This is a genomic window from Bacillus sp. (in: firmicutes), assembly GCA_012842745.1.
In the GTDB taxonomy this organism is placed as follows: domain Bacteria; phylum Bacillota; class Bacilli; order Bacillales; family Bacillaceae_J; genus Schinkia.
Genome location: DUSF01000033.1, coordinates 61,965 through 85,991 on the forward strand (window position 1 = coordinate 61,965; position 24,027 = coordinate 85,991).

Annotated in this window: 25 protein-coding genes; 5 read left to right on the plus strand and 20 right to left on the minus strand. The window is 36.7% G+C overall.

Annotated features, from left to right (window positions below; genetic code table 11):
• Window positions 1-22: 22 nt before the first annotated feature.
• On the plus strand, window positions 23-451 hold the full coding sequence (locus tag GX497_04075; GenBank protein HHY72399.1) for a hypothetical protein: 429 nt from the start codon (window positions 23-25) through the stop codon (window positions 449-451).
• 98 nt (window positions 452-549) lie between these two features.
• Here the strand turns inward: GX497_04075 and GX497_04080 are convergent, their stop codons facing one another.
• Both GX497_04080 and GX497_04085 read right to left on the minus strand, forming a co-directional pair.
• Entirely contained in the window at window positions 550-852 is a 303-nt protein-coding gene (locus GX497_04080; protein ID HHY72400.1) for an STAS domain-containing protein, read from the minus strand.
• 564 nt (window positions 853-1,416) lie between these two features.
• Window positions 1,417-1,644, minus strand: coding sequence for a hypothetical protein (locus tag GX497_04085; protein ID HHY72401.1), 228 nt, complete (start codon window positions 1,642-1,644; stop codon window positions 1,417-1,419).
• A gap of 214 nt (window positions 1,645-1,858) precedes the next feature.
• Between GX497_04085 and GX497_04090 the strand changes: the two genes are divergently transcribed.
• On the plus strand, window positions 1,859-3,538 hold the full coding sequence (locus tag GX497_04090) for an EAL domain-containing protein (protein ID HHY72402.1): 1,680 nt from the start codon (window positions 1,859-1,861) through the stop codon (window positions 3,536-3,538).
• A 49-nt stretch (window positions 3,539-3,587) separates the two neighbouring features.
• Here GX497_04090 and GX497_04095 read toward each other — a convergent pair whose 3' ends face one another.
• Window positions 3,588-3,977 carry an S-layer homology domain-containing protein gene (locus GX497_04095; protein ID HHY72403.1) on the minus strand — a complete coding sequence of 130 codons (390 nt, stop codon included), beginning with the start codon at window positions 3,975-3,977 and terminating at the stop codon, window positions 3,588-3,590.
• Window positions 3,978-4,229: 252 nt separating this feature from the next.
• Here GX497_04095 and GX497_04100 point away from each other — a divergent pair, with 252 nt between their 5' ends.
• Complete coding sequence (locus GX497_04100; GenBank protein ID HHY72404.1) at window positions 4,230-5,123, plus strand: LysR family transcriptional regulator; 894 nt, start codon at window positions 4,230-4,232, stop codon at window positions 5,121-5,123.
• Window positions 5,124-5,238: 115 nt separating this feature from the next.
• On the opposite strand, the gene GX497_04105 is transcribed toward GX497_04100, so the two are convergent.
• From GX497_04105 to GX497_04180, 16 genes are all read right to left on the minus strand, one after another.
• Window positions 5,239-8,349, minus strand: coding sequence for an S-layer homology domain-containing protein (locus GX497_04105; protein ID HHY72405.1), 3,111 nt, complete (start codon window positions 8,347-8,349; stop codon window positions 5,239-5,241).
• A 37-nt stretch (window positions 8,350-8,386) separates the two neighbouring features.
• Complete coding sequence (locus tag GX497_04110; protein ID HHY72406.1) at window positions 8,387-11,560, minus strand: hypothetical protein; 3,174 nt, start codon at window positions 11,558-11,560, stop codon at window positions 8,387-8,389.
• Window positions 11,561-11,906: 346 nt separating this feature from the next.
• On the minus strand, window positions 11,907-12,017 hold the full coding sequence (locus tag GX497_04115) for an S-layer homology domain-containing protein (protein ID HHY72407.1): 111 nt from the start codon (window positions 12,015-12,017) through the stop codon (window positions 11,907-11,909).
• Between the two features lie 62 nt (window positions 12,018-12,079).
• Window positions 12,080-12,691 (minus strand): NAD(P)H:quinone oxidoreductase, encoded by a 612-nt coding sequence (gene wrbA, locus GX497_04120; protein ID HHY72408.1) that lies wholly within the window; start codon window positions 12,689-12,691, stop codon window positions 12,080-12,082.
• Window positions 12,692-12,775: 84 nt separating this feature from the next.
• The gene (locus tag GX497_04125) at window positions 12,776-13,480 is read right to left on the minus strand and encodes a pirin family protein (protein HHY72409.1); all 705 of its coding nucleotides are present in this window, start codon (window positions 13,478-13,480) and stop codon (window positions 12,776-12,778) included.
• Between the two features lie 87 nt (window positions 13,481-13,567).
• Window positions 13,568-14,023 (minus strand): MarR family transcriptional regulator, encoded by a 456-nt coding sequence (locus GX497_04130; GenBank protein ID HHY72410.1) that lies wholly within the window; start codon window positions 14,021-14,023, stop codon window positions 13,568-13,570.
• Window positions 14,024-14,115: 92 nt separating this feature from the next.
• Window positions 14,116-14,670 (minus strand): VTT domain-containing protein, encoded by a 555-nt coding sequence (locus GX497_04135; protein ID HHY72411.1) that lies wholly within the window; start codon window positions 14,668-14,670, stop codon window positions 14,116-14,118.
• 154 nt (window positions 14,671-14,824) lie between these two features.
• The gene (locus tag GX497_04140; GenBank protein ID HHY72412.1) at window positions 14,825-16,771 is read right to left on the minus strand and encodes a sensor histidine kinase; all 1,947 of its coding nucleotides are present in this window, start codon (window positions 16,769-16,771) and stop codon (window positions 14,825-14,827) included.
• Window positions 16,772-17,458, minus strand: coding sequence for a response regulator transcription factor (locus GX497_04145; GenBank protein HHY72413.1), 687 nt, complete (start codon window positions 17,456-17,458; stop codon window positions 16,772-16,774).
• Between the two features lie 28 nt (window positions 17,459-17,486).
• Window positions 17,487-17,627, minus strand: a complete 141-nt coding sequence (locus GX497_04150) for a hypothetical protein (GenBank protein HHY72414.1) — start codon at window positions 17,625-17,627, stop codon at window positions 17,487-17,489.
• 200 nt (window positions 17,628-17,827) lie between these two features.
• A complete protein-coding gene (locus GX497_04155) occupies window positions 17,828-18,052 on the minus strand; it encodes a hypothetical protein (GenBank protein HHY72415.1) in 225 nt (74 codons plus the stop codon).
• A gap of 23 nt (window positions 18,053-18,075) precedes the next feature.
• Window positions 18,076-18,210: an EAL domain-containing protein gene (locus tag GX497_04160; GenBank protein ID HHY72416.1), complete on the minus strand. Its 135-nt coding sequence runs from the start codon at window positions 18,208-18,210 to the stop codon at window positions 18,076-18,078.
• Window positions 18,211-18,368: 158 nt separating this feature from the next.
• The gene (nspC, locus tag GX497_04165) at window positions 18,369-19,496 is read right to left on the minus strand and encodes a carboxynorspermidine decarboxylase (protein HHY72417.1); all 1,128 of its coding nucleotides are present in this window, start codon (window positions 19,494-19,496) and stop codon (window positions 18,369-18,371) included.
• A gap of 1 nt (window position 19,497) precedes the next feature.
• Window positions 19,498-20,751: a saccharopine dehydrogenase family protein gene (locus GX497_04170; protein HHY72418.1), complete on the minus strand. Its 1,254-nt coding sequence runs from the start codon at window positions 20,749-20,751 to the stop codon at window positions 19,498-19,500.
• Window positions 20,752-21,277: 526 nt separating this feature from the next.
• Entirely contained in the window at window positions 21,278-21,808 is a 531-nt protein-coding gene (locus GX497_04175) for an EAL domain-containing protein (protein HHY72419.1), read from the minus strand.
• A gap of 174 nt (window positions 21,809-21,982) precedes the next feature.
• Window positions 21,983-22,522 (minus strand): phosphatidylglycerophosphatase A, encoded by a 540-nt coding sequence (locus tag GX497_04180; protein HHY72420.1) that lies wholly within the window; start codon window positions 22,520-22,522, stop codon window positions 21,983-21,985.
• A 148-nt stretch (window positions 22,523-22,670) separates the two neighbouring features.
• On the opposite strand from GX497_04180, the gene GX497_04185 reads away from it, so the two are divergent.
• Together GX497_04185 and GX497_04190 are read left to right on the plus strand one after the other, a co-directional pair.
• Window positions 22,671-23,195 carry a hypothetical protein gene (locus tag GX497_04185; GenBank protein HHY72421.1) on the plus strand — a complete coding sequence of 175 codons (525 nt, stop codon included), beginning with the start codon at window positions 22,671-22,673 and terminating at the stop codon, window positions 23,193-23,195.
• 3 nt (window positions 23,196-23,198) lie between these two features.
• Complete coding sequence (locus GX497_04190; GenBank protein HHY72422.1) at window positions 23,199-23,621, plus strand: GNAT family N-acetyltransferase; 423 nt, start codon at window positions 23,199-23,201, stop codon at window positions 23,619-23,621.
• A gap of 67 nt (window positions 23,622-23,688) precedes the next feature.
• Here GX497_04190 and GX497_04195 read toward each other — a convergent pair whose 3' ends face one another.
• A complete protein-coding gene (locus GX497_04195; protein ID HHY72423.1) occupies window positions 23,689-23,970 on the minus strand; it encodes a hypothetical protein in 282 nt (93 codons plus the stop codon).
• Window positions 23,971-24,027: the final 57 nt, after the last annotated feature.

Below are 24,027 nucleotides of genomic sequence, written 5' to 3' on the forward strand. Positions count from 1 at the left end.
TTTTAACAGGAGTGTAAAGTAGATGATTAAATTACAGACAAATCTTGAAGGAAAAAGAGCCCATTTTGGAGCCGTGCGGGATATTTTACAATCTAACGGTTGTAGTTTTTGTAGTAATTTTGATTATGACCAAGGCAAGTTCGATTCATTGTTATGGCGAGAAGGCGGAGAATCTATTTATTTGAGAATTCCCATTAATGTTTTGAGCGGATTTCTAGATCATTCTAATGCATTGATTGAATTTGGAACACCATTTGTTATTAAGCATGTCGTCAATATTGGATTAGATTATGATGAAAACTCTTTTATTACCGGTACGACAGGGCTTAATCAATTTCAAGAACCTTTAGATAAAGACGATTATATCTATGATAAAAGTAGATGGACACAAGCTGGAGAAGATAAAATTGAACATGTGCTGCATTCAATCAGCAGATTATTAAGTTCCTAAATGGAAGGCCCTTCAACTCATTAAAATAAAAAATTGGCATGAAAACTCTTTCCTATGCAAAAAAAAAGCAATAACCACAATGAGCAGTTAATGCTTTTTTAATGAATCTCAAATACCTTTGTTAGTCGTGTCAACTCAAATATTTCTTTGACAGGGCCTTGAATACCTTCAATTACAACTTTTCCACCATTATTAAATGCTCTTTTGTGGATTCCGATAATGACGCCAAGTCCAGCACTATCAATATAGGTTAATTCTTTTAAATCTAGCAGGAAATTATTATAACCTTTATCTGTATAGGTAAGCAGTTGATCCCTTAGTGACGAAGCATCATCAATATAAAGCTCATTTTTCAATTTTACTGTAATGTGGTCTGGCTGGACAAAAAATTCTTGTTTCATAATTCCATCCCCCATTTCTTATTTTATATCTTAAATTATTACAATTTTCCTCGCTTTTTTCTATAAGGGACTTCCCTATAAATAGTGAAAAAACACCCCTATCATTGATATTTAGCAAGCTTTTATTTGTTATACGCGAAGTACAACAAACTGTCCTTGCCCGAACACATTTTTTATATAATCAATTTTTGCCTGATTGAAGTAAACTTGGTCTCTTTCATTGATAACAAACTGAATCCCATGTTGTTCAAGCAACAAATCCTTTTCTGAAACTGACTCCACCGGAGCCAGACGTAGTTTAGGGCCACCTCAGCAAAGTTCCATTGTTAACCGAACGAATGGCCTTTCTCCTGCTTGAATGATGTCTTGAAATTCCTTCATAATGTGGTTTATTGCTGCTTCCGTTATTTTCACCGTAAAAAATTCCTCCATGCTCCAAATTTTATATACCTATACAGGTATTGTGATGAATATAAAAAAGAAAGTCAATGAGTGACTTTAGAGTTCATCATTCCCAATCTCCAGCTCTCTTTTCAAAAAAAGGGCCAGCACCTCGCCACCCAATCAGTTTGTGTTAGCAATATATAAGCCTAGAAAGATGAATGATAAAGTAATAACAACTGCATAAATGGAAGTTAGCCTAATTATATTCGACTTATCTTTTTTTCTATAAGTTTTATCATCTTCTTTGGCAACTGATAAGGTTAATAATGTGCCAATTACTATTGCTACAACTCCCAAAATATAAAGCATACTACTACCCCTTTCTGTCGCTAAATAACGATGTTTCATTCTTCCAGACTATAATATTCGCAGTTTAGTTTACTTTTATTATAAGTATTACCTTAGTCCTTTACAAATTTTATCTAAGCTGTACACTAATTGCGCGGTTTTCATTTTCCTGAAAAGGTGAATTTCTAGGATTTTTCATAGTTTTTTCATTCTTCAAAGATATGATATTTTATTAAGAGGGAAAACTTTAATAAAATGGAAGGGTTTTTATAGCATGAAAACAACTTTGGTAGATATGAGAAAGAATTTATTAGTCGATGTATTTGACAATATAAATTATGCAATGACAGTAACGGATTCACAAAATAAAATACTATTTATCAATTCGGCGTTTACTCAATTAACTGGTTATCAGGAAGATGAAGTAATCGGGAAAAATCCTAAAATACTTAGCTCAGGTATGCATGGAAACGATTTTTACACGGAAATGTGGCAAAACCTGAAGAAAAATGGATTATGGAGAGGTGAAATTTGGAATAAACGAAAGAATGGCGAGTTTTTCCTAGAAGAAATTACGATTAATGTAATAAAAGATGCTACTGGCAGAGTAAAAAATTATGTGTCCTTTTTCATTGATATTACTGAAAAGAAGAAACTGGAGGAAATGCTACAGTTTCAAGCGCTTCATGACGCTTTAACAAAGCTACCTAATCGGACATTTTTTTATAAGCAATTGAAAGAAACGATTCAAAGTGCTACTGATTCAGACAAAATATGTGCCGTTGTTTTTCTTGATTTAGACCGTTTCAAAGATATCAATGATACATTAGGGCATACTATCGGTGATGATTTGCTAAAAGCAGCAGCAAAAAGATTAACAGAAATTCTCGGATCTAAAGGAATCGTTACTCGCTATGGTGGCGATGAATTTGCAATCATCCTACATGACCTGCAGCATAAATCGGATAGTATCGATTTAGTTAATCAGGTTATTGAAAACTTCTCAAAACCATTTTTCATCAATGAACATGAATTATTTGTAACAGCCAGCATCGGAATTAGCTTTTACCCAGATGATGGCGATAACTTGGAAAGCCTTGTTAAATATGCTGATTTGGCGATGTATAATGCTAAACAAGAGGGAAAGAATACATTTAAATTTTACCAAAAAGATTTTATGAAAAAATCGCTTGAAAGGCTTATGCTTACAAATGATTTGCGGAAGGCAATCAAAAACAATGAATTTTCATTGTATTATCAGCCACAATTTTCATGTAAAACTGGGGAGCTAAATGGATTGGAGGCCTTGATTAGATGGAATCATCCAAAAAAAGGGCTCATTCCTCCTAATTCTTTTATTCCGTTAGCGGAAGAAACAGGAATGATTATTCAAATTGATCAATGGGTTTTATCCCAAGCTTGCCAACAAATTAAAAAATGGCAAGAGAAAGGCTATAAACAAACAAAGGTTTCCGTAAACCTTTCGATGCAACTGTTTCAGCATAAAGATTTGTTTGCGATGATTAAAGCAATCTTAGCAGAAACTAAGATTGATCCTTCCCTATTGGAAATTGAACTAACGGAAAGAGTACTGATGGATGATCCAGACGCAGCGTTAGCGAATATTAAAAAGCTAAAATCAATTGGAATTCAAATTTCAATGGATGATTTTGGGGTACATTATTCTTCTTTAAGTTATTTAAAACTATTATCTTTGAATCGCCTAAAAATCGACAAATCCTTTATCGATGATCTATCAACGGATAAAGATGATCAGTCTATTGTCAAAGCGATGATTCAACTGGCACATAATTTAGATTTAGCCGTTGTCGCTGAAGGCGTTGAAACGAAGGACCAATATAAATTTTTAAAGTCACACCGTTGTGACGAAGTTCAAGGCTTTTATTTTGACCAACCTTTGCCTGTTTCAAAGATACTGAAATATATTTCATAGGCGACAAACCAACGCTCAAGCCAAAGCTTTGAGCGTTGGTTTTGTATCATTATTTTATTAATCTAGTAATCATCGCTACCGCTTCTGCACGTGTTGCATTGCCTTTTGGGTTGAAGGTTCCGTCTGGGAAGCCTTTGATTATACCTTTAGAAACAAAAGCTTGAATTTCTTTCTCTACCCAATGTCCTTTAGTATCAGTGAAAGATGCTGATGACGGCTGAGTAGCTTCTTTTTGCTCTTGTGTTGGTGATTCGGCTTTTTTAGTTACTATAACGGCAAATTTTGTAAAGTGATTGACTTCACCACTAACTTTACCAGATTCTTCATCTATAATTACATTATCTAGTTCGCCCCATTCCTTCGTTGCTTCATTAAACCACACTATACTGATCGTATAGTTTTGTTTATCATATTTTAATTTGTCATAAAGTAGGGTCATCGTGATAGCTTTATCAAAATTGCCTGCCTGTTCCTTCGTAATTTCATAAACATTACTAATCAGTTGACTGTTTTCTTGTATTGGTAGAAGGAATCTTGTTCTGCCCCTAAGCCACTCGTAAAGTTGGAGAATATAGGAAGTGATTATAATATTTGACTTTATTGTAAATTGTCTGAATAATAAAAGTGAAATACTTATAAAGTTTAGTAGTAATACTTATTAGGTATAATTTTATGAAAAAGAGGAAAGTATATGGAACTAAGGCATATCCGATATTTTTTAGTTCTTGCAGAGGAACTAAATTTTACTCGGGCAGCGGAAAGGTTACACATCGCCCAACCGCCGCTTAGCAGGCAAATTCAAGAATTAGAAGATGAAATTGGGTCTCGATTGTTCTATAGAACAAAGCGGCGTGTTGAGTTGACAAATGCAGGAAAAGTTTTTCTGAAAAGAGCCTATCAAATTCTTGATCAAGTTGAACAAGCGTGTATCAGTACGCGCTTATCCTCTACCGGGCAAGAAGGGGAATTTCGGATTGGATTTAGTGGAATAGTCCATGATATTATTCCAACCCTTCAAAAATACCGTGAGCGATACCCTCAAGTTGGAATCATATTGCAACAAATGAGTTCGACTGCACAAATTGAAGCTTTAAATGAAAAGAGAATTGATATCGGTTTAGTAACTACTCCATTCAAAAGTAATATCATTGAAGCACAACCATTTAAAAAGGTGCGTTTTATGGTCGCTTTACCAGAAAGGCACCCCCTTGCTTCGAAAGAAACCATTTATATCCATGATTTGGTGAACGAAACCTTTATTATAACACCTAAGTCAGTAGGACCATTGTATTATGAAATGTTTATGAGCGTATTCCAAAACGCCAATTTCATGCCGAAGATCACGATTCAAGCCCATGATCTTCATACGGTTATAGCGTTGGTCTCAGGTGGTATGGGAGTATCATTGGCACCTTTACTTGATATTCCAGTAAGTGGGATAATAAAACGAAATGTAGAAGATATTAATCTTGCCATCCCCACATCACTTGTATGGCGAAAAGATATTCGCTCTGAACTCCTAGATACATTTCTTACATTCTTGTCCGAATTTCATGATCATAAAATTGATGTAACTCATAGTTAGCTCTATCAACAATCAATAACACAAAAACCAACTCCCTCTATACATAGTAAACGAAGGAGTTGGTTCTTTTTTTACCTTAGTAATCTAGTAATCACTGCTTAATATTTATCTGATTTTACCTTAATCGATAGTCAGGATTGTTTCGCAAGTATGGGTATGGATGATTTTTATTATTAGTTATATCCCATACAGTTGTGAAATCCCAATTATTAAATGTTGCTTTTTGCGTCATATCCGCAAGAGAAACTCCTGTAACGCCAGTTATTGGCTGTTGTATAGCGTTCTTACTATTGAAATAATTACTGGATATTGTTCCACCATTATTTTGATCAATAAAACCATCCGTTAATCCCTCAGCAGTAACCACTCCACTGGCATAGTTGTTCGTTATTGTTCCATCATTAGCTCCAACAAACCCAACAACAAACATTTTTCCTGTCACATTACCGGTTGTATAGTTGTTCGTTATTGTTCCATTATTAGTTACAACAAAGCCTGCGACGAAATTTGTACCTGTAATATTACCCGTGGCATAATTATTCATCACGGTTCCCTGATTAAATAGAACAAATCCTACGACACTATCTGTACCTGAAACCATTGCTGTTGTATAGTTTCCCAATAGTTTGCCTGATTGTCCATTGAATCCGGCGAAACCTGCTATGCTATTTTCTCCCTTCACTGTTCCCATCGCACGACTATTTGAGATTGTACCCATATTAACTCCTGCGAAACCGCCAACATTTATACTAGCCGTAACGGTTCCATTAACAGTAACATGTGCTACCTCCCCTTCATTTTGTCCTACGAAACCGCCAACCAGCTCTTCACCAGCCACAGTTCCAGTAAGGTCAATATTATATATCGAGCCGCCTCCAAGATTTTCACCAACGAAGCCACCAACGACCCTGTTACCTGTAACATTGACATTATCCAAAATTACATTGGAGATTTTACCCTTATTCATTTTAAATAGACCAATCGGCCAGGAATCATTGGGTCTGTTTATCATTAGATTTGAAATTTTATACCCTTTTCCGTTCAATGACCCCTCAAATACCTGAATTGGTTCCCAACCAAGACCACTGTTATATGGAGATTGATTCATATCCACGTTTGCAGCCAGCATAAAATACTTGTCAGAATGGTTTCTAATATTGTTAAGATGGTCGGCATTTGTGATGATATAGGGCTCCGTAACTGTACCTTTTCCATCGGCAAATCCATTATCCCTTGCTTCTGTTGATTGCTCACGTTCACGAACTGTGATGGTTATCGTTTTAGTATCATATACATTTCCTTTTGTTATCGTTGCTGTTAAGGTTACAGGTTGATTGCCTAATGTGTAATAAGGTCTTGTCACATTCCCGTTCATTGGTTGGACATAGGATTTGTCTGATTCCCATGTAATCGTTGTTCCATGCTCTCCTGTTGTAGGGAGGGAAAGATTACTTGTAACAAGAGTGATTGAATCACCGGATGTAAAGATAATTTCTAATTTAGACTTGGCATCTGCCACATCACGGTCATCTTGTGTTTCTGCGAGTTTTATCACTGTAATCTTAAATTCCTTCATATCACGAATGCTTCCTTTTGTAATCGTAGCTGTTAAGGTTACATCTTGATTACCTAATGTAAAGCTTGGTCTTGTGACGGTACCGTTTGCTGCAATGATTCTTGGTTTATCAGATGCCCATGAAATCGTCGTTCCATTCACTCCTGAATCATCTAGGATTAAATCGCTTGTTACAAATGAAATTGTGTCACCTGATGTGAAGCCGATTTGCAGCGCTGCTTTAGCAGTTGCAACATCGATTGTATCCTGTGCTGTTGTGTCAGTTGGCCCACTTCCACTTGAGTCACCTGAACCGCCCCCGATATTAGCGGCCGTACTGCTCGTTTGAAGTTGGCCGTTAATCATGACACTATTTCCATTTGCTAGTGTGACTTTTTGTGGATTTCCTTCAATTGTCACTCCATTGACGTTAATAGTCACATGTTTAATTGCGATTCCACCTAACACCTTAGAGATAGCTTGAATGAGAAGTTCACCAATTTCAGCGCTATTTTTTGCATCAATGACTGTATTCGGAGCGGTTGCCCTGATTGTAATCGATTGTATCACGCCACCTTCGATGACTACTATCGTTGTTGTTTCTATTTCCAGATTATTAATCGTTGTCTTGCCACGAACAACAATTCGAACAGCGTCACCTTGTTGCTTGTTAACAGCGATTGTTTCAATGGTCGAATCAATTAAATAGACGCTATTTTTCCCACCACCATTGACAAACAGTTCCCCTTTGACCGTTACATTTTTTAGAGAAACTTCACCTTCGCCAACCGCTTTATCAATTATAAGATTTCCCTCAACTACAAGGTTTTGCAGATTCACACCAGCAGCATTGATTATAACATCACCCTGTACTGTTTCTTTTTCTGATGCGGTTGCCCCGCCATATGTGCCCGCTTTGTCATAGGTTGTTGCTTGCTTAGTTAGGTCCTTTGCTTTAGTTTCGTCAAATGTTTTCATTACATTATGAAGGATCGTCATCGCTTCTGCTCGTGTCATTGGCTTTGCTGGTTGAAATGTCCCATCCGGCATTCCTTTCATATAGCCTGCTTGAATGACTGCCCCAATCACACCTTTGCTCCAACTTGGTATGGCTTGTCTATCAGCAAGTTTGTTTGTTCCATCCGGATTTTCCGTTAAATTTTGCAAACGGGCAACGATTGTGGCTGCTTCTTGACGTGTGACCGCATTCGTCGGATGCATGGTTCCATCTTCGAAACCTGAAATATAGCCTGCTTTCGCAGCCTTCGCTATCTCTTGATAAAACCAAGCATTAGCAGGAACATCACGATAGCTGATTGGTGCTTTTTCCTGATAGTTATAGACGTGATTTACAAGGGCGATGAATTCCGCTCGTGAAATCGTTTGGTTCGGTTTCATTGTGCCATCAGGAAAGCCTTTGGCATAGCCTTTTTGGACAAAATCTTGCATCACCTCTTCAGCCCAATGGCCTTTGATGTCTGATGCGATGAATAGAGTTTTTTCCCCTGTTGTCTGTTGCTCTGACTTTGATAGATTGGTTGTTTCACCTGTAGCTTCGACCATACCAATAGATGGTAAAACCATGCTTAAAGCTAGGAAAAATGATAGACATGTTCGCTTCCATCGTTGAAGCTTTGCTTGTTTCATTCCCTCTGTATTTACGTTTTTCATAGTATAATAGGATACCTCCTGTTAAAATTTCATTATTTTAATTATTCGTTGCGGCTTCAACATCTTTAAACGCCCAATGTGTAGAAGGTACATCTTGCCATGTTGGTGTCGTTGCTTCTAAAGGCGCACGTTTTAATGCTCGATTGAAGATAGCTACCGCTTCTGCACGTGTTAACGGCTTATTTGGTTGGAATTCGCCATTTGCCATCCCCTTCATCAAACCAGCTTGACCCACTAATGCAATATCTTTGGATGTCCAGTGTTCCAGGCTATCCTTGAAGCCTGATTGCATATCACCACTCAGGCCTAACCAACGACTGAGAATAGCCGCAACCTCTCCACGTATAATAGATTGATTAGGTCTGAATGTACCATTACTAAACCCTTTCATAAGTCCGCTTGTACTTGCATCTTGAATCACTTCGTATGCCCAATGATCGGAAGCAACATCGGGGTACGTTGTAGAGGTGCCGATTGTTTTCCTACTTGCTTCCACACGAGATAAGATGGCTGCCATTTCGGCACGGCTGATGCTTGCTTCTGGTTTAAAGGTTCCATCTGGAAATCCTATGATATAAGGTCTTGGTCTCGCTCCAGATGCAGGAGTTTCTTGTTTTTTCATTTCGTCTCTAAAATGGTCGATGTTCAAGATTGTAAATGTACTAAACTTTGTTACGCGAAACTTTAATCCAATTTGTCCCTCTTTATACTCAACTATCTCCGGTATTATTAACTCACTTTCCCCATCATCATGTTCAATAAAGATTGCCAGGTTTTCCAAAAACGCTTGTCTTTCTGCTAGATTGGTCGGTAATGTCACATCCCGTAAAGGTAATACTACATCAACCGGACGATTTTGAAGATTCGTCTCAATGATGATTGGCCGACCAATCACTTGGACTGTTCCGTCCACCGCTATGTCTTGAACTACCTTTACCATTATTGCACGGTTTTTCACTTCATTTTTCCCTGATTCCCCTTTAATCGGAGAAATCTTAAAATTGATATCTTTATTTAATCCCACTAATGTTTCAGCTGGAAGATTGATTTGAACATTTTCGGTATAAAATTCAAGGCCTATCCCTCCTGATGCGAAATCCTTTACTGCATCGACAGTTAGGTTAACAGAGATTTGGGATACCTCGTCTTTCGCATCCGGTATCATAATACGAGCGATGGTTTGCCTTGCTTCTTTTGCATTTTTCACTATTTCCTTTGCTTGCTCCGCTTCGAGGTCTACTTCATCTTGTTTCGTTCCATTAGGTTTTGTTGTTCGGTTTGAAGTGATGGTTGAACTATTTTGTCCCTTTCCAAGACCAGCTGTTTCGATACCAACTGATATTTTCTCTATGTTTGTTATAGGGGTTGAGCCACCACCCCCACCTCTACTATTTCCACCTGAAGATACATCTGAGCTTTCACTTGGTTGTTTGATTATTTTGATAGTAAAAACTTTTGTATCTGAGATGCCGTTTCTACTGATTGTTGCGACTAAGGTAATTGTCTGATCCCCTTGGGTATTGGTTGGACGGGTGACTTGACCACTCGAGCTGAGATGATTCGGATTGCTTGATGCCCAACTAATCGTTGTTCCGTTAGAGCCACTTGTCGGGAGCACCAAGTTTTGCGTAACATTATCGGCATGATCTGTACCACCATATCCTATTGTGAGAGTAATTGTATCCGCTGTAACAGCCTCCATGTCATTCAAATACTCTTCTTTCAGAACTTTTAACGTAAAGTCTTTCGTATCGAAAATACCATTTTTACTAATTGTTGCAGTTAAGGTAATCGTCCTATCACCTTGGCTTTTGGACGGACGGGTGACTTGTCCACTGGAACTGACATAGTTCGGATCACTAGATACCCAACTAATCGTTGTTCCATTAGAGCCACTTGTCGGGAGTATTACATCTTGCGTAACACTATTAGGATTGTCTGTACCACCGTACCCGATTTTTAAAGTTGCTTTATCCGACGATGCCGCTTCCTCATCTGTCGCCTCCTGTTTCAGTAGCATCAACGTAAATTCCTTTGTAGCTTTGATACCACTTCTGCTAATTGTTGCAGTTAAAGTAACCTCATGATCCCCTTCACTGTATGTTGGTTGCGTGACGGTTCCATCATTCTTCACATACATTGTATTATTGGAGACCCAACTGATTGTTGATCCATTGGCTCCACTTATTGGAAACGTCATATTTTGGGTAACCCCATCGGCATTGTCTGTCCCACCATATCCTATCAAAAGAGAACTCGTATCTACCGTAACAGCTTCGGTATTATTCATGGCTAACTTCGTTGGTACATTACTTTGACCCATATAGTTATCCCCCCAAGCCACGACCGTTCCATCACTTTTTAATGCTAGGGAATGTAAGCGGCCTGCTGAGATAGCCACTACATTATCAAGACCAGCAGGTATTTTGGATTGACCGTAGTAGTTATCCCCCCAGGCGACGACCGTTCCATCACTTTTTAAAGCAAGAGAATGGTCACCGCCCGCTGAGATGGCTACTACCTTATCTAGACCATTGGGCACAGTAGTTTGACCTTTACCACCATTTCCCCATGCCACAACCGTTCCATCCTTCTTTAATGCTAGAGAATGGAATAAACCTGCTGAGATAGCGGTTGTATTTTTTTCTAAGCTAGAGGGGACAAAGGTTTGAGGTCCCCATTTCACGACCGTTCCGTCACTCTTTAATGCTAGGGAATGGTCACCACCCGCTGAGATAGCGACAACATTATTTAGACTACTCGGTACAGTCGTTTGGCCGTACTGATTATTCCCCCAGGCAGCGACCGTTCCATCTTCCTTTAAGGCTAAGGAATTGTTGAAGCCTGCTGAGATAGCCTCTACTTTACCTAGATCATTAGGCACAATAGTATTACCATAGGATTTATCCCCCCAAGCGACAACCGTCCCATCACTTTTTAAAGCTAGGGAATGGTTATTACCTGCTGAAATAGCTTTCACATCATCTAGGCCATTGGGTATAGTGGTTTGACCATTCTGGTTATTCCCCCATGCCACGACCATTCCATCCTCCTTTAAAGCTAGTGAAAGGTTACCGCCCGCTGAAATAGCTTTTACATAGGGTGCTTCATCTGCTTGTACTGTTTTTTGCTCAACAGCAGGAAGCACGCCAATTAAAAAAATGATTAAACTAAAAATAATTTTATTGAATCTTTTCAATCCTTTTTTCATTTGGACTAATCTCCTCTCTGAAAATACAGAAAATCAAATGCAATCTCAAAAATTGTGAAAACTATTAAGTTGCACGAACTTTTGTTGAAAAAACTTTATAAACGATTTACAACAATTGACTCTATTGTAAGTAATCTGAATAATAAAACAGAAATACTTATTAAGTTTAATAGTAATACTTATTAGGTATTACTTAATAGGGAGGAAAAGAGGTTATATGGAATTAATGTATATTGATATTGTATAGTTCTAGTAGAGGAACTGAATTTTAGTATATCTGCCGTAATAAAAAACCAACTCCCACTTTACATAGTAAACAAAGGAGTTGGTTCTTTTTTATTTATTATTATTTTGGTAATCTAGTAATCATCGCTACCGCTTCTGCACGTGTTGCATTGCCTTTTGGATTAAATGTTCCGTTAGGTAAGCCGCCCACTATTTGAGCGTGGTTTTTCATTAAGCGAACTCGAAACAATTGCTGATTTCAATTTACTTTTTATTCGTGATTCGCTTCTTAAATTATTGATTCCCTTGTTTCACCCATTCCGCAACTGTTACAGTTCGCTTAGCTTGATGCTTGACAGCTGCTTGAACATCTTCTATCATGTTGCCGTTCTGGTCAACTGTCACACTTGTTCCATATGGATTACCTCCTGCACCGAAAGTTACTGGGTCTGTATAACCAGGTGCAGCAACAATGGCTCCCCAATGGTACATTGTCGTATAGAGCGATAAAATCGTTGCTTCTTGGCCGCCATGTGCATTTTGTGCTGAGGTCATGGCACTTACAACTTTATTCACAAGCTTGCCATTAAACCAGAGGCCACCAGTTGTATCTAAAAATTGTTTCAATTGTGATGGCATATTACCAAATCGGGTTGGCACACTGAAAATAATCGCATCTGCCCATTCTAGGTCATTCAATGTAACCTCTGGAACATCTTTCGTAGCCTCAACATGGGCTTTCCAAACAGGGTTTCCTTCAATCGCAGATTGTGGGGCAAGTTCAGGCACTTTTAATACCTTTACCTCCGCACCAATTTCCTTTGCACCTTCCTCTGCCCATTTTGCTAACTGATAATTAGTTCCACCTATACTATAGTAAATCACTGCTAATTTTACGTTTGTCATCGTTTCATTCTCCTTTTCTGAACCTAATTTTTTTGATAAATTCGACTTTAATATGCCACTAATTATTTATTTCAATAACTGTTTCTATTCATTTGCTTTTTTCATTTCAATCATTAGAATGTGTGATGTTTCCACTGCTTTAATTACAATATTTTCTTCAACAATCTCCATTCCATCCCTATCTACTAGCTCAATTCCATTAATAGTGGATGTTCCTTCAATTTGAACTAAATAGGCCTGCCTGCCTTCTTTCACTGGGAAGCTAATTTCTTTTCCTTCCTCCAATTCCAAAGAATAAATATTAGCATCTTGATGAATTTTGATTGGGGCATCTCCATCTATCTCTGAAACCATATGAAGCCAATCATTTTTTCGCTCTTCCCACTTAAATCTAAAATCACCATAGTTAGGATTATGACCATTTTGATTAGGAAAAATCCAAATTTGCAGCAACCTGAGCATATCTTCTCCTAAATTATGCTCGCTATGATACACCCCTGTACCTGCACTCATGTATTGAACGTGTCCGCGTGTAATTGTATTTTCATTTCCCATGCTATCACGATGTGTTAATTCCCCATTGATAACATAAGAGATGATTTCCATATTGCTATGAGGATGTGTTCCAAAGCCTGTTTGCGACTGAATCAAATCATCATTAATTACTCGTAAAACCCCAAACTGGATATTGTCTGGATTATAATATTCAGCGAATGAAAAGTGAAACTTACTTTTTAACCAGCCAAGATTGCTTGAACCCATGTTATTGCTGTCGATTTTTTTTAACATAATTATTCTCTCCAATCTAATAAAAATCAAATAAACATTTTGTTATTAATTAGTACATTATGAATTCGAGATATTAAGCTAAAAAAATTAGAAATCTTGGGTGTGATAACCTAATTTTTTTAACAGCTGTATTAGAATCTGTTTTTCATCAGCATCTAATCCACTGCATATTTCATTTATTGCCGCTTTATGTTTAGGAAAAACCTCATCCATGAATTCAATCCCAGATGGTGTGATGACAGCATAAGTAATGCGACGATCTTTTGGGCAAGGTTTTCTCTCTAGTAAGTTTTTCTTTTCTAGCTTATCGACGACATACGTTATACTGCTACTGGCAATCAATACCTTTTCCCCAATTTTTTGAATAGGCTGATCTCCCTTGCTATAAATCAACTCAAGCACAGCGAACTCTGTTGGATTCAGCCCCAAACACTTAATGTCCTCTTCAACCCGCTTTTTTATTGATTGGAAGGCTCTGGACAGGACAATAAACACCTTTAACGACAGCGCCTCTTCCCTTTGGTTTTCGTCATGAATCTCCATAAATACCATTCCTTTTTATCTCGAATTCGAGATAATTATATATTAATTTCTATTCTATTGTCAAATAAAATAAAAACGGTTAGCCCAAAGGGCTACTTCTTCATAAAACGGCAAAAATAATAAAAAATAATGATACATAATGCTATGGCGGTGATCCCGATTTGATATTGCGTTTTCCAGCTCAAAAAACTCTGAACTGAATACGCTTCTATTAGCAATGCAGGAATTTTACCAACAGTGCTGGCAATGGCAAACTGCGTCGTCTTCATTCTACTAATGGAAGCCGCAAGGGTGACAAGCCCAGACGGAACAAACGGGAAAATTCGTAGGGTAAGCACTAAAATAATAGCCTCCAGCCCTTGGGCATTTTTTAATTTTTCTATAAATCTATTGGACGGTTGCTTATTTAACTTGTTCTCAAGCGCTCGAACTCCCTTTCTATATAAAATAAAGCTGATGATTGCACCAATGGCCTCACCGGCAATCGATAGGAATAGTCCAAATTGAAATCCGAAATAAAATATATTTGCTGCTGTAATAAATGTACTAGGAATAAAACCAGCTACGGAAATAGTTATATTAATGATAATACTTACAATTGCTGCGATTAATGTATGATCTGGTAAAAGCTTTATTAAAAAATCCATTACAACCTCCATAATAATTTGCTGATTGATTCCCAAAATCAGTGTCTACTCAAAAAGCCAAATTCCCCACCAGCAATATCGAAGAATTTGGCTTTTATACTTATTATCTTTTAAAGAATAATTCGACAATTTACTACTATTTTCCTTCGTTTTTTTAATCAAGTGGTAAATAAATTGTAATCGTAAAACCCTGCCCTTTTTTCGATTCAACATATATTTCGCCGTTAAGTTCCTTTACGCGCGACCTCATCGTTGTTAAACCTAGGCCCGACTGAATTTCATCGACCCCTTCCCCATTATCCTTTAATTTAAAAATAATATTGTCATCGGATTCATAGAGGGTGAAATCAAAGTGGCTACTACTTCCATGTCTAATTCCATTTGTTAGCCCTTCTTGGAGTGCACGGTAGAGTAAAGCTTGCTTTTTTGCTGATAGAGGGTTTGTTACGTTAATTATTGAATTTATTTTTACACCTGTAATTTCTTCTGTATTTGAAATAAAATTCCTTAAAGAAAATAAGTAATCACTGATTCCCGTATGATTATCGTCCTTTAACAATCTCAGTGAATTTCGTATTTCCCTAAGACCAATCCGAATTTGCTCTTGTGATCTTTCAAATTTCTCTATTGCCACATCTGGTTTATTTTGAATTAATCGTTTCCCAGCCTCAATTTGGATATTGATTGTTGTCAGTGTATGTCCTACTGTATCATGAATTTCTCCTACAAGCCGGTTGCGCTCTTCCAACACCATTTTTTCACTTAGAGCAATGGCAGTTTCTTTCATTGATTGAGCTAACGACTCTGTTTGCAAAACGACCCGTTCTTCTAGCTTTGTATTAGCCTCTTTCAATAAAGCATTTAGTCGGCCTGTTTCATTGAAAGTTCTTCCATATTCCCGAGTCAGCATTATAAATTGTGATAAAAGATGAATGAAAAAGCCTGCTGGCATCATATCAATTGAATTAATAAATCCATTATAGTACAGTAAATCATTAACAACTGTAGCGTAGAATAATAGGCATGTCGTAAAGCTTAAAATTGCCCCCTGACGTTTACGAAGCATAGCAACAAACATAACATACAAAAAATAAACAAGTAGTGCCTCAGCTACAAAACTAAATGGTTTTAATAAGTAAATAAAAATAGTTGGGGATGTGAATACAACAATCAATGAAAGGGTACCTGTAATGAATAGAGAAGCTCGATATATAAATACATTCCATTCATTCGGATATAGCGTTTTCAAAAAAATAACATAGAAGAAAAAGCCTAAAAAGACCGTTAAATATTCTATTTTCACTTCTAATGCCCAGTTGAATTCAGGGAAAATTCGCATCCACAGTACCTGGTCAATTAATAAATTTCGCAAAGCCATGTCAAACGCAACTAGCGAAAATGCCAATGAACGAAGTTCATGCCTACGAATAAAATAAAACAATATATGATAAAAACTAATCAAAATATACAAACCAAAGAAAACACTTACTTTCGCGACTGCTTTCTCTTTGAAATCATTCACTACTAGACTATCGCCGAACAAAATTTCTTCCCAAGTACCACTTTTAATATGATAATAGTTAGAAGTAGTAATCACAATTTCAACTTCATTTGAATTTGGAATAAAGGTATATACTTGTGGCAAGTACTTTGGTTTCATCGCTTCCTTGCTTGTACCAACCTCACCAACCTTCCCTTTAAACTTTCCATCAATATACAGCTCATATGCCGTACTAACGGATGGTATATAAAGGGCCTTTTGCTCACCAATGTCACGCTCAGGAATTTTCAAGGATAAATACAATGTACCGTATCCATGCTTTGGTAAAATTTTACCTTCTTCATACTCAATGCTGGACCACATTCCTGGTAGAGGAATCATCGCTGTAGGCTGATGCTGCTCTATTTCACTTGGCTGCAATAATTTATTCCAATAAAAAAGCCACTCACCATTTAATGGAATCAACTCATTTGGATTCGCCTTCTGTAAATCCATCTTTCCAGATTGTGCAAAAACTTGGCCGTTTGCACTACTATTCATAGAAAAATAAAAAAGGAGAATAAATATTGCTGTTAATAGAGTTATAATTTTACTCTTCATTTATAAATACCCACCATTTTCATCCAATAACTTTTGAAAATAGACAATGGCTTTCGAGCGATTATTAATACCAATTTTATTATAAATATCACTAATATAATTTTTTACAGTGCCTTCACTAATATAAATTCGCTCAGAGATTTGCTGGTTATTAAAACCACGAATCATTAACGAAATTATTTCCTTCTCGCGCACGGAAAAATGCATAGGCACTTCTTCGAATTTTTTATTAATTTCAGATTCGGCCTCATATGTCTTTGATAATTCAGATACTTTCAGAGCTAGTTTCGTAGCAATATTACTAGGAAGGATCATTTGTCCTTTAGCCGCATCACGAACAGCCCCAATTAATTTATCTCCTTGTATATCCTTTAATAGAAATCCCTTTGCTCCGCCGGCGAGCGAATCAACAATCAATTGATCCTCATCGAAAGTCGTCAGCATAATAACACTAGTATCTGGAAAATCATTTGTAATTCGTCTCACACTTTCAACACCATTCATAATTGGCATTCTAATATCCATTAGAACGACCGAAGGTGAAAATTCCTTCACAAACTCATAGGCTTCCTTTCCATTCGAAACAGTACCAATCACTTCCATATCTTCTTCTAATTCAAGTATCGTTTTCAAACCATCTCTCATTAATGTTTGATCATCCGCAATCAAGATTGTGATTAACCCCATTCTTCCACCATCCACATTGTTCATTCCCCTAATCGATTACTTTTTTTATAAAAAATAAATGGTTCCTACTAAGGTCAACTTCTTGACCGTTTAGATTTCTCCATTCTTTGTCATATAAAAGCTTCACAATTGGTCTGCCAATTGGCTTGCCTTTAATTTCCGTAACCATTCCTATATCTCCATTATTTAGCAAAACGAGGCTTCCTGCAACATAAATATTTATAATATTTAAAAACTCCGCAACAATTTTATAATCAAATAAAACATCTCCTGAACCCAGTAAACTATGAAAATACTCTCTACCATTACAGCTAATAACCGGCAATTTTAACAATAGCGTAATTGATTAATAATAGTTACATAATTTTGTTAAAAATATTTTGTCCCCTTCTTAACATTACTATGATTTATAACGGTTTGATTATGGTCATTTTTAACAAATATCTCATTAATTTCATGTTTGTTAAACCTTTGAATGATGTTATCGGTTAATGTTATCCCTTTTTTGAGCAAAATAAGCCTATTTTGATTTATCACGTCCTCCGCTAAAACCATGCCAGCTTTAACTTTTGAAATTGATATTTTTTGAATCATTTATGTACCCTCCAAACTTATGATTATGCGTTCATACGCTTAAATAGATTTTCAAAATCTTCTTTAACCGGTTCACAAAAATAAAAACCTTGCATAATATTACAGCCTATATTTTTTATAAACTCCAATTGTTCTCTTGTTTCTATACCTCCATTCATAAAAGTTGTTATTATAAATAGTTTTATAACTAATCTAATTATAATGTCGCTAGGTCATATTCATCATGACTTTAGTCATGTAAAAGTCATAACTTAATTAACAAAAAAACCATCATCTGGAAATAACCAGTTGATGGCTTAATAATTTTATGAAATTTTTATGCTAATCTCATCTTAAAATCTTCGTAACCGAACTTGTGTACAATACGGCAATCGCCGTCTTTATCGCGAACAGCAATCGCTGGCAGCGGCATCCCGTTAAAAGTCGTGTTTTTCACCATTGTATAAATAGCCATATCACCAAAGACAAGGCGGTCACCATTGACTAAAGGGTTATCAAAGGAATAGTCGCCAATTGTATCACCAGAAAGACAGGTTTGTCCGCCAAGGCGATATGTATATGACTTCTCACCTACTTCCCCTGAACCGATCAGCGGCGGGCGATATGGCATTTCTAAAACATCTGGCATATGGCAAGATGCAGACGTGTCAAGGATGGCGATATCCATACCGTTTTGCATCGTATCCAATACCGTTGTGATTAAAAATCCAGCATTTAACGCCACGGCTTCGCCTGGTTCCAGATAAACCTTTAAACCATACTTTTCCTGCATGCGGCGAATACAGTCTTCTAACAACGGAATATCATAATCTTCTCTTGTAATATGGTGGCCTCCGCCAAAGTTAATCCATTCCATTTGCGGAAGCCATTGACCAAATTTCTCTTCAACAGCATCAAGTGTCTTTGCCAAATCATCAGAATTTTGCTGACAAAGCGTGTGAAAATGCAATCCTGATACACCATCAAGTAATTCTGGACGGAAATGTTCAATCGTCACACCAAACCGAGAGCCAACAGCACATGGGTTGTAAATATCGTGCCCTACTTGTGTCGAACATTCAGGATTGATGCGTAAGCCAAATTTTTTACCAGCTTGCAATACTTTATCGCGAAACTTTTCCAACTGTGAAAAAGAATTGAAGATGATGTGATCGCAATAAGAGATGATTTCATCAATTTCATCTTCACGGTAAGCAGGGGCAAAGACATGATTTTCTTTGCCCATTTCCTCATAACCAAGTCGCGCCTCATATAAGCCGCTTGCCGTTGTGCCGCTCAAATACTTGCCAATAAGCGGGTACAGCGAATACATTGAAAATGCTTTTTGTGCCAGAATAATCTTAGCACCTGTCCGTTCCATGACACCGTTCAGGATTTTAAGATTTTTTTCAAGAAGTGCTTCATCTACTACATAACATGGTGTCGGTAATTCTTCAAAATGCATCTTATCCCACAAGCTCCGCTTCTAAAGTTTCAACTGACTCTTCCTCTTCAGGATAGGCATCTACAAGTTCCGGATTAAAGCTTTCTTTCCATGGAAGTCCCCACTTGTTCAATGCATCCATAAATGGATCTGGATCAAATTCTTCGATATTGTATACACCTGGCTTATTCCACTTTCCAGTCATTACCATCATCGCACCAATCATCGCTGGAACGCCTGTCGTATAAGATACTGCCTGTGAGCCAACCTCTTTGTAGCATTCTTCATGGTCACAAACATTGTACACATAATACATTTTATCTTTGCCGTCTTTTTTACCTTTAAAAATACAACCGATATTTGTTTTTCCTTTTGTTCTTGGACCAAGTGATGCTGGGTCAGGTAATACAGCTTTCAAGAACTGTAATGGAATAATTTGTTTTCCTTCAAATTCAATCGGCTCAATTGATGTCATGCCAACATTTTCAAGACATTTTAAATGTGTTAAATAACTTTGACCGAACGTCATAAAGAAACGAATTCGCTTAAGCCCAGGAATATTCTCGGCAAGAGATTCAAGTTCTTCGTGGTACAACAAATACATATCTTTCTCGCCAACTTCAGGGAAATTATAAACACGTTTGATTTCCATCGGCTTCGTTTCTACCCATTCACCTTTCTCCCAATATCTTCCGTTCGCAGAAACTTCACGAATATTGATTTCTGGATTGAAATTCGTTGCAAAAGGATAGCCATGATCGCCTGCGTTGCAATCAAGAATATCAATGTATTCAATTTCATCAAAATGATGCTTCAATGCATAGGCAGAAAATACACCTGTCACACCTGGGTCAAAGCCGCTACCTAAAAGTGCTGTGATACCAGCCTTTTCAAAACGTTCACGATATTCCCATTGCCATTTGTATTCAAATTTCGCAGTGTCTTCAGGCTCATAATTGGCAGTATCCATGTAGTTTGTTTTAGTAGCTAGACAAGCATCCATGATTGTTAAATCTTGATATGGTAAAGCAAGATTCATGACAATGTCTGGTTTTACCTCATTAATTAAAGCAATAAGTTCGTCCACGTTATCTGCATCAACTTGTGCTGTCGTAATTTTTGTTTTTCCGCCATCTAATTTTGCTTTTAACTCATCACATTTCGACTTTGTACGACTTGCAATGCAAATTTCCTCAAAAACCTCACTGTTTTGAACACATTTGTGAATAGCTACGGAAGCAACTCCGCCACAACCAATGATAAGTGCTTTTCCCATTTTCCTATCTCCTTTTCATTTTATTTTTCGAAAAAGAATGTACAAACCCAAAAATTCGCAAATAAAAAAGCAAGTGCATAAACGCATATTCGCGCATCACTTGCTTGATATACTCATAAATATTAAGAATAGAAAATGTGTAACCTATCAAACATCATAGGATTACAGCAACCATAAAACTATAACCATTTCATGGAAAGACATCTTAATATTCAAATATATCATTAGGTTCAGAGTCTATATAGCAAATAATTACTTTTACCACTCTTATTGACCGTTTCACAAGTTGTGTGCATATGCACTGGTTGTAAAGTAACCAACTTATAAAATTTGAGCTTTTAACTCAATCAATAAGGCAACGAAAGTTGCCACTCGGCATTTGACCCGGCTGTCCGTATGGCCTTAACTCCCGAAAGGAAGTGGTCAAAAATTATCTGCTCGGAAAGACTCTAAATTTGAATATAAGCTTTCCAATTAACGACTATTTTATAATAACAGCATAACTAAAAAACGGCAATAGAAATTTTTATATTTTTATTTTTTCTTTTTTTGTAAGAATATTGATTAATTCACTTTCCTTCATAGGCTTATAATACAAAAATCCTTGAGCAATTTGACAGTTTAAATTTTTTAATATGGTTGCTTGTAGTTGTTGTTCAACTCCCTCTGCTACAACGCTAAGTTGCAAGCTTTGCGCCATCGAGATGATTGCACGAACAATGGCAGTATCGTTTGTTTCTACTATATCTTGAATAAATGAGCGATCTACTTTCAATTGATCAATTGGAAGCCTCTTTAAATAATTTAATGATGAATATCCCATACCAAAATCATCTATGGAAATAAAGATATTACTTTCCTTTAATTGTTGTAATTTCTTAATAACTTCTTCAGGGTTATTCATTGCAACACTTTCTGTAATTTCAAGTTCAAGATACTGCGGATCTAAATCTGTTTCCGCTAATGTATTTTTTACAATCTCTACGAAGTTATCCTGTTGGAATTGTTTAAATGAAATATTAACGGCAACACGAATATCTTCAACCCCTTGATTCAACCATTTTTTTCAATTTTATCTAGTTTTTATTATTTATAAAAAATGAAATTGATTACAAAAAAGTAAAAAAATACAAACTTATTTTAATAGAACTTGGCACTTATATCAAGCAAAAAAAGCCTTAAATCTCTTTTTTTTTAAAAGATTTAAGGCTATTCTTTAGCTGGTCGTTCCTTACATGTCCACTTCAGCGTAGGTCATTTCTTCTTCGACTTCTTCAATATCCCGCATTTGGTGAGCGATTCGTGAGGCTGCACAGGCACAAATACTTGCCACAAGATCATCTAAAAAGGTGTGGACACCATGACCGTCTTTTGTATCTAGCTTTTTAATGATTCCGATTTTATTTTTGTCTAAATAGCCATAGGATGTTACAGCAATACTGCCATATGTAAGAACTGCTCCTAAACCAATGGTTTCATCGATGCCAAACAATCCCTCATCAGTTTCAACAATCGTCTGTAGCGGTTCTGACAACAGCTTTTTCTCCGCAAGACGGTCTAACTCAATCCCAACAAGAATAGCATGTTGAATTTCCCGCTTCCTGAGGACTCGTTCCACTGAAAAAATGCAATCCTCTAATGTTAATACATTACTAAATGGTAATTGCATTTCGTAAACGATTTTTGCTATTTCTTCTACAGTAACACCACGTTCTTCAAGTAAGCTTTTTGTCGCCCGATACACATCACGGCTATGTACCCTTTTTGTCATTTTTAGATAATCTCCTCTCATATGTAAACATATATCTATTATAACATGTCTTTTTTTGCCTTTACTAATTAATATCTTTTCGTGCGTATAAATTCATTTTGTTTTTTGTTATAATAATAAAGTATTTGAATCTTGAATTAAGGAGGTAATGCCTGTGAAATATGGTATTGTAATTTTCCCATCTAAAAAGCTTCAAGACTATGCGAATTCCTTTCGGAAACGGTACGACCCTCATATTGCTTTAGTTCCTCCACATGTAACACTTGTGAACCCCCTTGAATTAGCGGAAGGAGAAATTAAAGGCATCATCCAAACGTTGCATAAAATCACTCATGACTTTTCACCTATTACCCTTGAGGTTTACAAAGTAAAGACATTTCATCCAACAGCTAATAAAATCTATTTCGCCATAAAAAAGAGTGATGAACTATCCGCACTTTATGGTAAACTAAATTTAGATATATTTGGAAATAATGAAAAAGCTGAAAGTTTCGTACCACATATTACGATTGGACAACGGCTCTCAAATGAAGAACATTCTGATATCGTAGGACAGCTTACGATGATGGATGTTGCTTTTTCTGATGTTGTTGATCGTTTTCATCTATTATATCAATTAGAAAATAATCAATGGACAACATACGAAACGTTTCACCTTGGAAAGGAATGTTAAACATTGCTAGTAAAAATCATTGCAACGGACAGCGAATTGGAAGATGCCTACAAAGTTCGCAAAAAAGTATTTGTTGAGGAACAAAATGTACCGATTGATTTAGAAATTGATGCATTTGAGAATTCAGCTGTTCACTTTGTTTTGTATGATGGAAAAGAGCCAGTTGGAGCGGGGAGAGTTCGCGAATTAGGCGATGTACTTAAAGTTGAACGAATATGTGTACTCGATGAGTATCGTGGTAAAGGCTGCGGGAAGCTTATCATGGAAAAGACAGAAGAAATCGCCAACGATAAAAATATAAAGAAACTAAAGCTTAATGCCCAAACCCATGCGGAGGATTTCTATAAAAAATTAGGATATGAAACAATATCAAATGTTTTCATGGAGGCTGACATTCCACATGTGACAATGGTAAAAACTCTTTAAAGGAGTCAGACCCCGCTGGTAAACTCGTCTAGGGCACTATCGGCGGTATTGGTCTGACCTCTTATGTTTAAACCACTTCATTAATATATTTTCCTTTTCCAGTTATATCGGCTTCACATTCTTCCGGTACAGTTTCATCCAAATCATTTTGTTTATCCTTCTTAACAACATATTTTCTGATTAATTTCGCCTCTTCATATTTATCTTCGTAGTCGGTTTTTCCTTTGAGCTTCGCACGTAATGTACTCTTTTGTACAGGCTTAACTACAAACGGTGGTCCATCCTTCCGAATAACTCGGTTAGCATATTGATTATATTGCTCATGATTAATTGGTAATATATAACTCATGATTCCCACCTCCTGTTATTCTTAATATCGGAAAATTTAATCTTTTGTTAATAAACA

What these genes read in the sequence shown, in the direction of transcription:
- GX497_04075 (HHY72399.1), top strand. Translation starts at nt 23, where the DNA reads ATGATTAAATTACAGACAAATCTTGAAGGAAAAAGAGCCCATTTTGGA.
- GX497_04080 (HHY72400.1), bottom strand. Translation starts at nt 852, where the DNA reads ATGAAACAAGAATTTTTTGTCCAGCCAGACCACATTACAGTAAAATTG.
- GX497_04085 (HHY72401.1), bottom strand. Translation starts at nt 1,644, where the DNA reads ATGAAACATCGTTATTTAGCGACAGAAAGGGGTAGTAGTATGCTTTAT.
- GX497_04090 (HHY72402.1), top strand. Translation starts at nt 1,859, where the DNA reads ATGAAAACAACTTTGGTAGATATGAGAAAGAATTTATTAGTCGATGTA.
- GX497_04095 (HHY72403.1), bottom strand. Translation starts at nt 3,977, where the DNA reads ATGACCCTACTTTATGACAAATTAAAATATGATAAACAAAACTATACG.
- GX497_04100 (HHY72404.1), top strand. Translation starts at nt 4,230, where the DNA reads ATGGAACTAAGGCATATCCGATATTTTTTAGTTCTTGCAGAGGAACTA.
- GX497_04105 (HHY72405.1), bottom strand. Translation starts at nt 8,349, where the DNA reads ATGAAAAACGTAAATACAGAGGGAATGAAACAAGCAAAGCTTCAACGA.
- GX497_04110 (HHY72406.1), bottom strand. Translation starts at nt 11,560, where the DNA reads ATGAAAAAAGGATTGAAAAGATTCAATAAAATTATTTTTAGTTTAATC.
- GX497_04115 (HHY72407.1), bottom strand. Translation starts at nt 12,017, where the DNA reads ATGAAAAACCACGCTCAAATAGTGGGCGGCTTACCTAACGGAACATTT.
- wrbA (HHY72408.1), bottom strand. Translation starts at nt 12,691, where the DNA reads ATGACAAACGTAAAATTAGCAGTGATTTACTATAGTATAGGTGGAACT.
- GX497_04125 (HHY72409.1), bottom strand. Translation starts at nt 13,480, where the DNA reads ATGTTAAAAAAAATCGACAGCAATAACATGGGTTCAAGCAATCTTGGC.
- GX497_04130 (HHY72410.1), bottom strand. Translation starts at nt 14,023, where the DNA reads ATGGAGATTCATGACGAAAACCAAAGGGAAGAGGCGCTGTCGTTAAAG.
- GX497_04135 (HHY72411.1), bottom strand. Translation starts at nt 14,670, where the DNA reads ATGGATTTTTTAATAAAGCTTTTACCAGATCATACATTAATCGCAGCA.
- GX497_04140 (HHY72412.1), bottom strand. Translation starts at nt 16,771, where the DNA reads ATGAAGAGTAAAATTATAACTCTATTAACAGCAATATTTATTCTCCTT.
- GX497_04145 (HHY72413.1), bottom strand. Translation starts at nt 17,458, where the DNA reads ATGGGGTTAATCACAATCTTGATTGCGGATGATCAAACATTAATGAGA.
- GX497_04150 (HHY72414.1), bottom strand. Translation starts at nt 17,627, where the DNA reads ATGGTTACGGAAATTAAAGGCAAGCCAATTGGCAGACCAATTGTGAAG.
- GX497_04155 (HHY72415.1), bottom strand. Translation starts at nt 18,052, where the DNA reads ATGATTCAAAAAATATCAATTTCAAAAGTTAAAGCTGGCATGGTTTTA.
- GX497_04160 (HHY72416.1), bottom strand. Translation starts at nt 18,210, where the DNA reads ATGAATGGAGGTATAGAAACAAGAGAACAATTGGAGTTTATAAAAAAT.
- nspC (HHY72417.1), bottom strand. Translation starts at nt 19,496, where the DNA reads ATGCATTTTGAAGAATTACCGACACCATGTTATGTAGTAGATGAAGCA.
- GX497_04170 (HHY72418.1), bottom strand. Translation starts at nt 20,751, where the DNA reads ATGGGAAAAGCACTTATCATTGGTTGTGGCGGAGTTGCTTCCGTAGCT.
- GX497_04180 (HHY72420.1), bottom strand. Translation starts at nt 22,522, where the DNA reads ATGACAAAAAGGGTACATAGCCGTGATGTGTATCGGGCGACAAAAAGC.
- GX497_04185 (HHY72421.1), top strand. Translation starts at nt 22,671, where the DNA reads ATGCCTGTGAAATATGGTATTGTAATTTTCCCATCTAAAAAGCTTCAA.
- GX497_04195 (HHY72423.1), bottom strand. Translation starts at nt 23,970, where the DNA reads ATGAGTTATATATTACCAATTAATCATGAGCAATATAATCAATATGCT.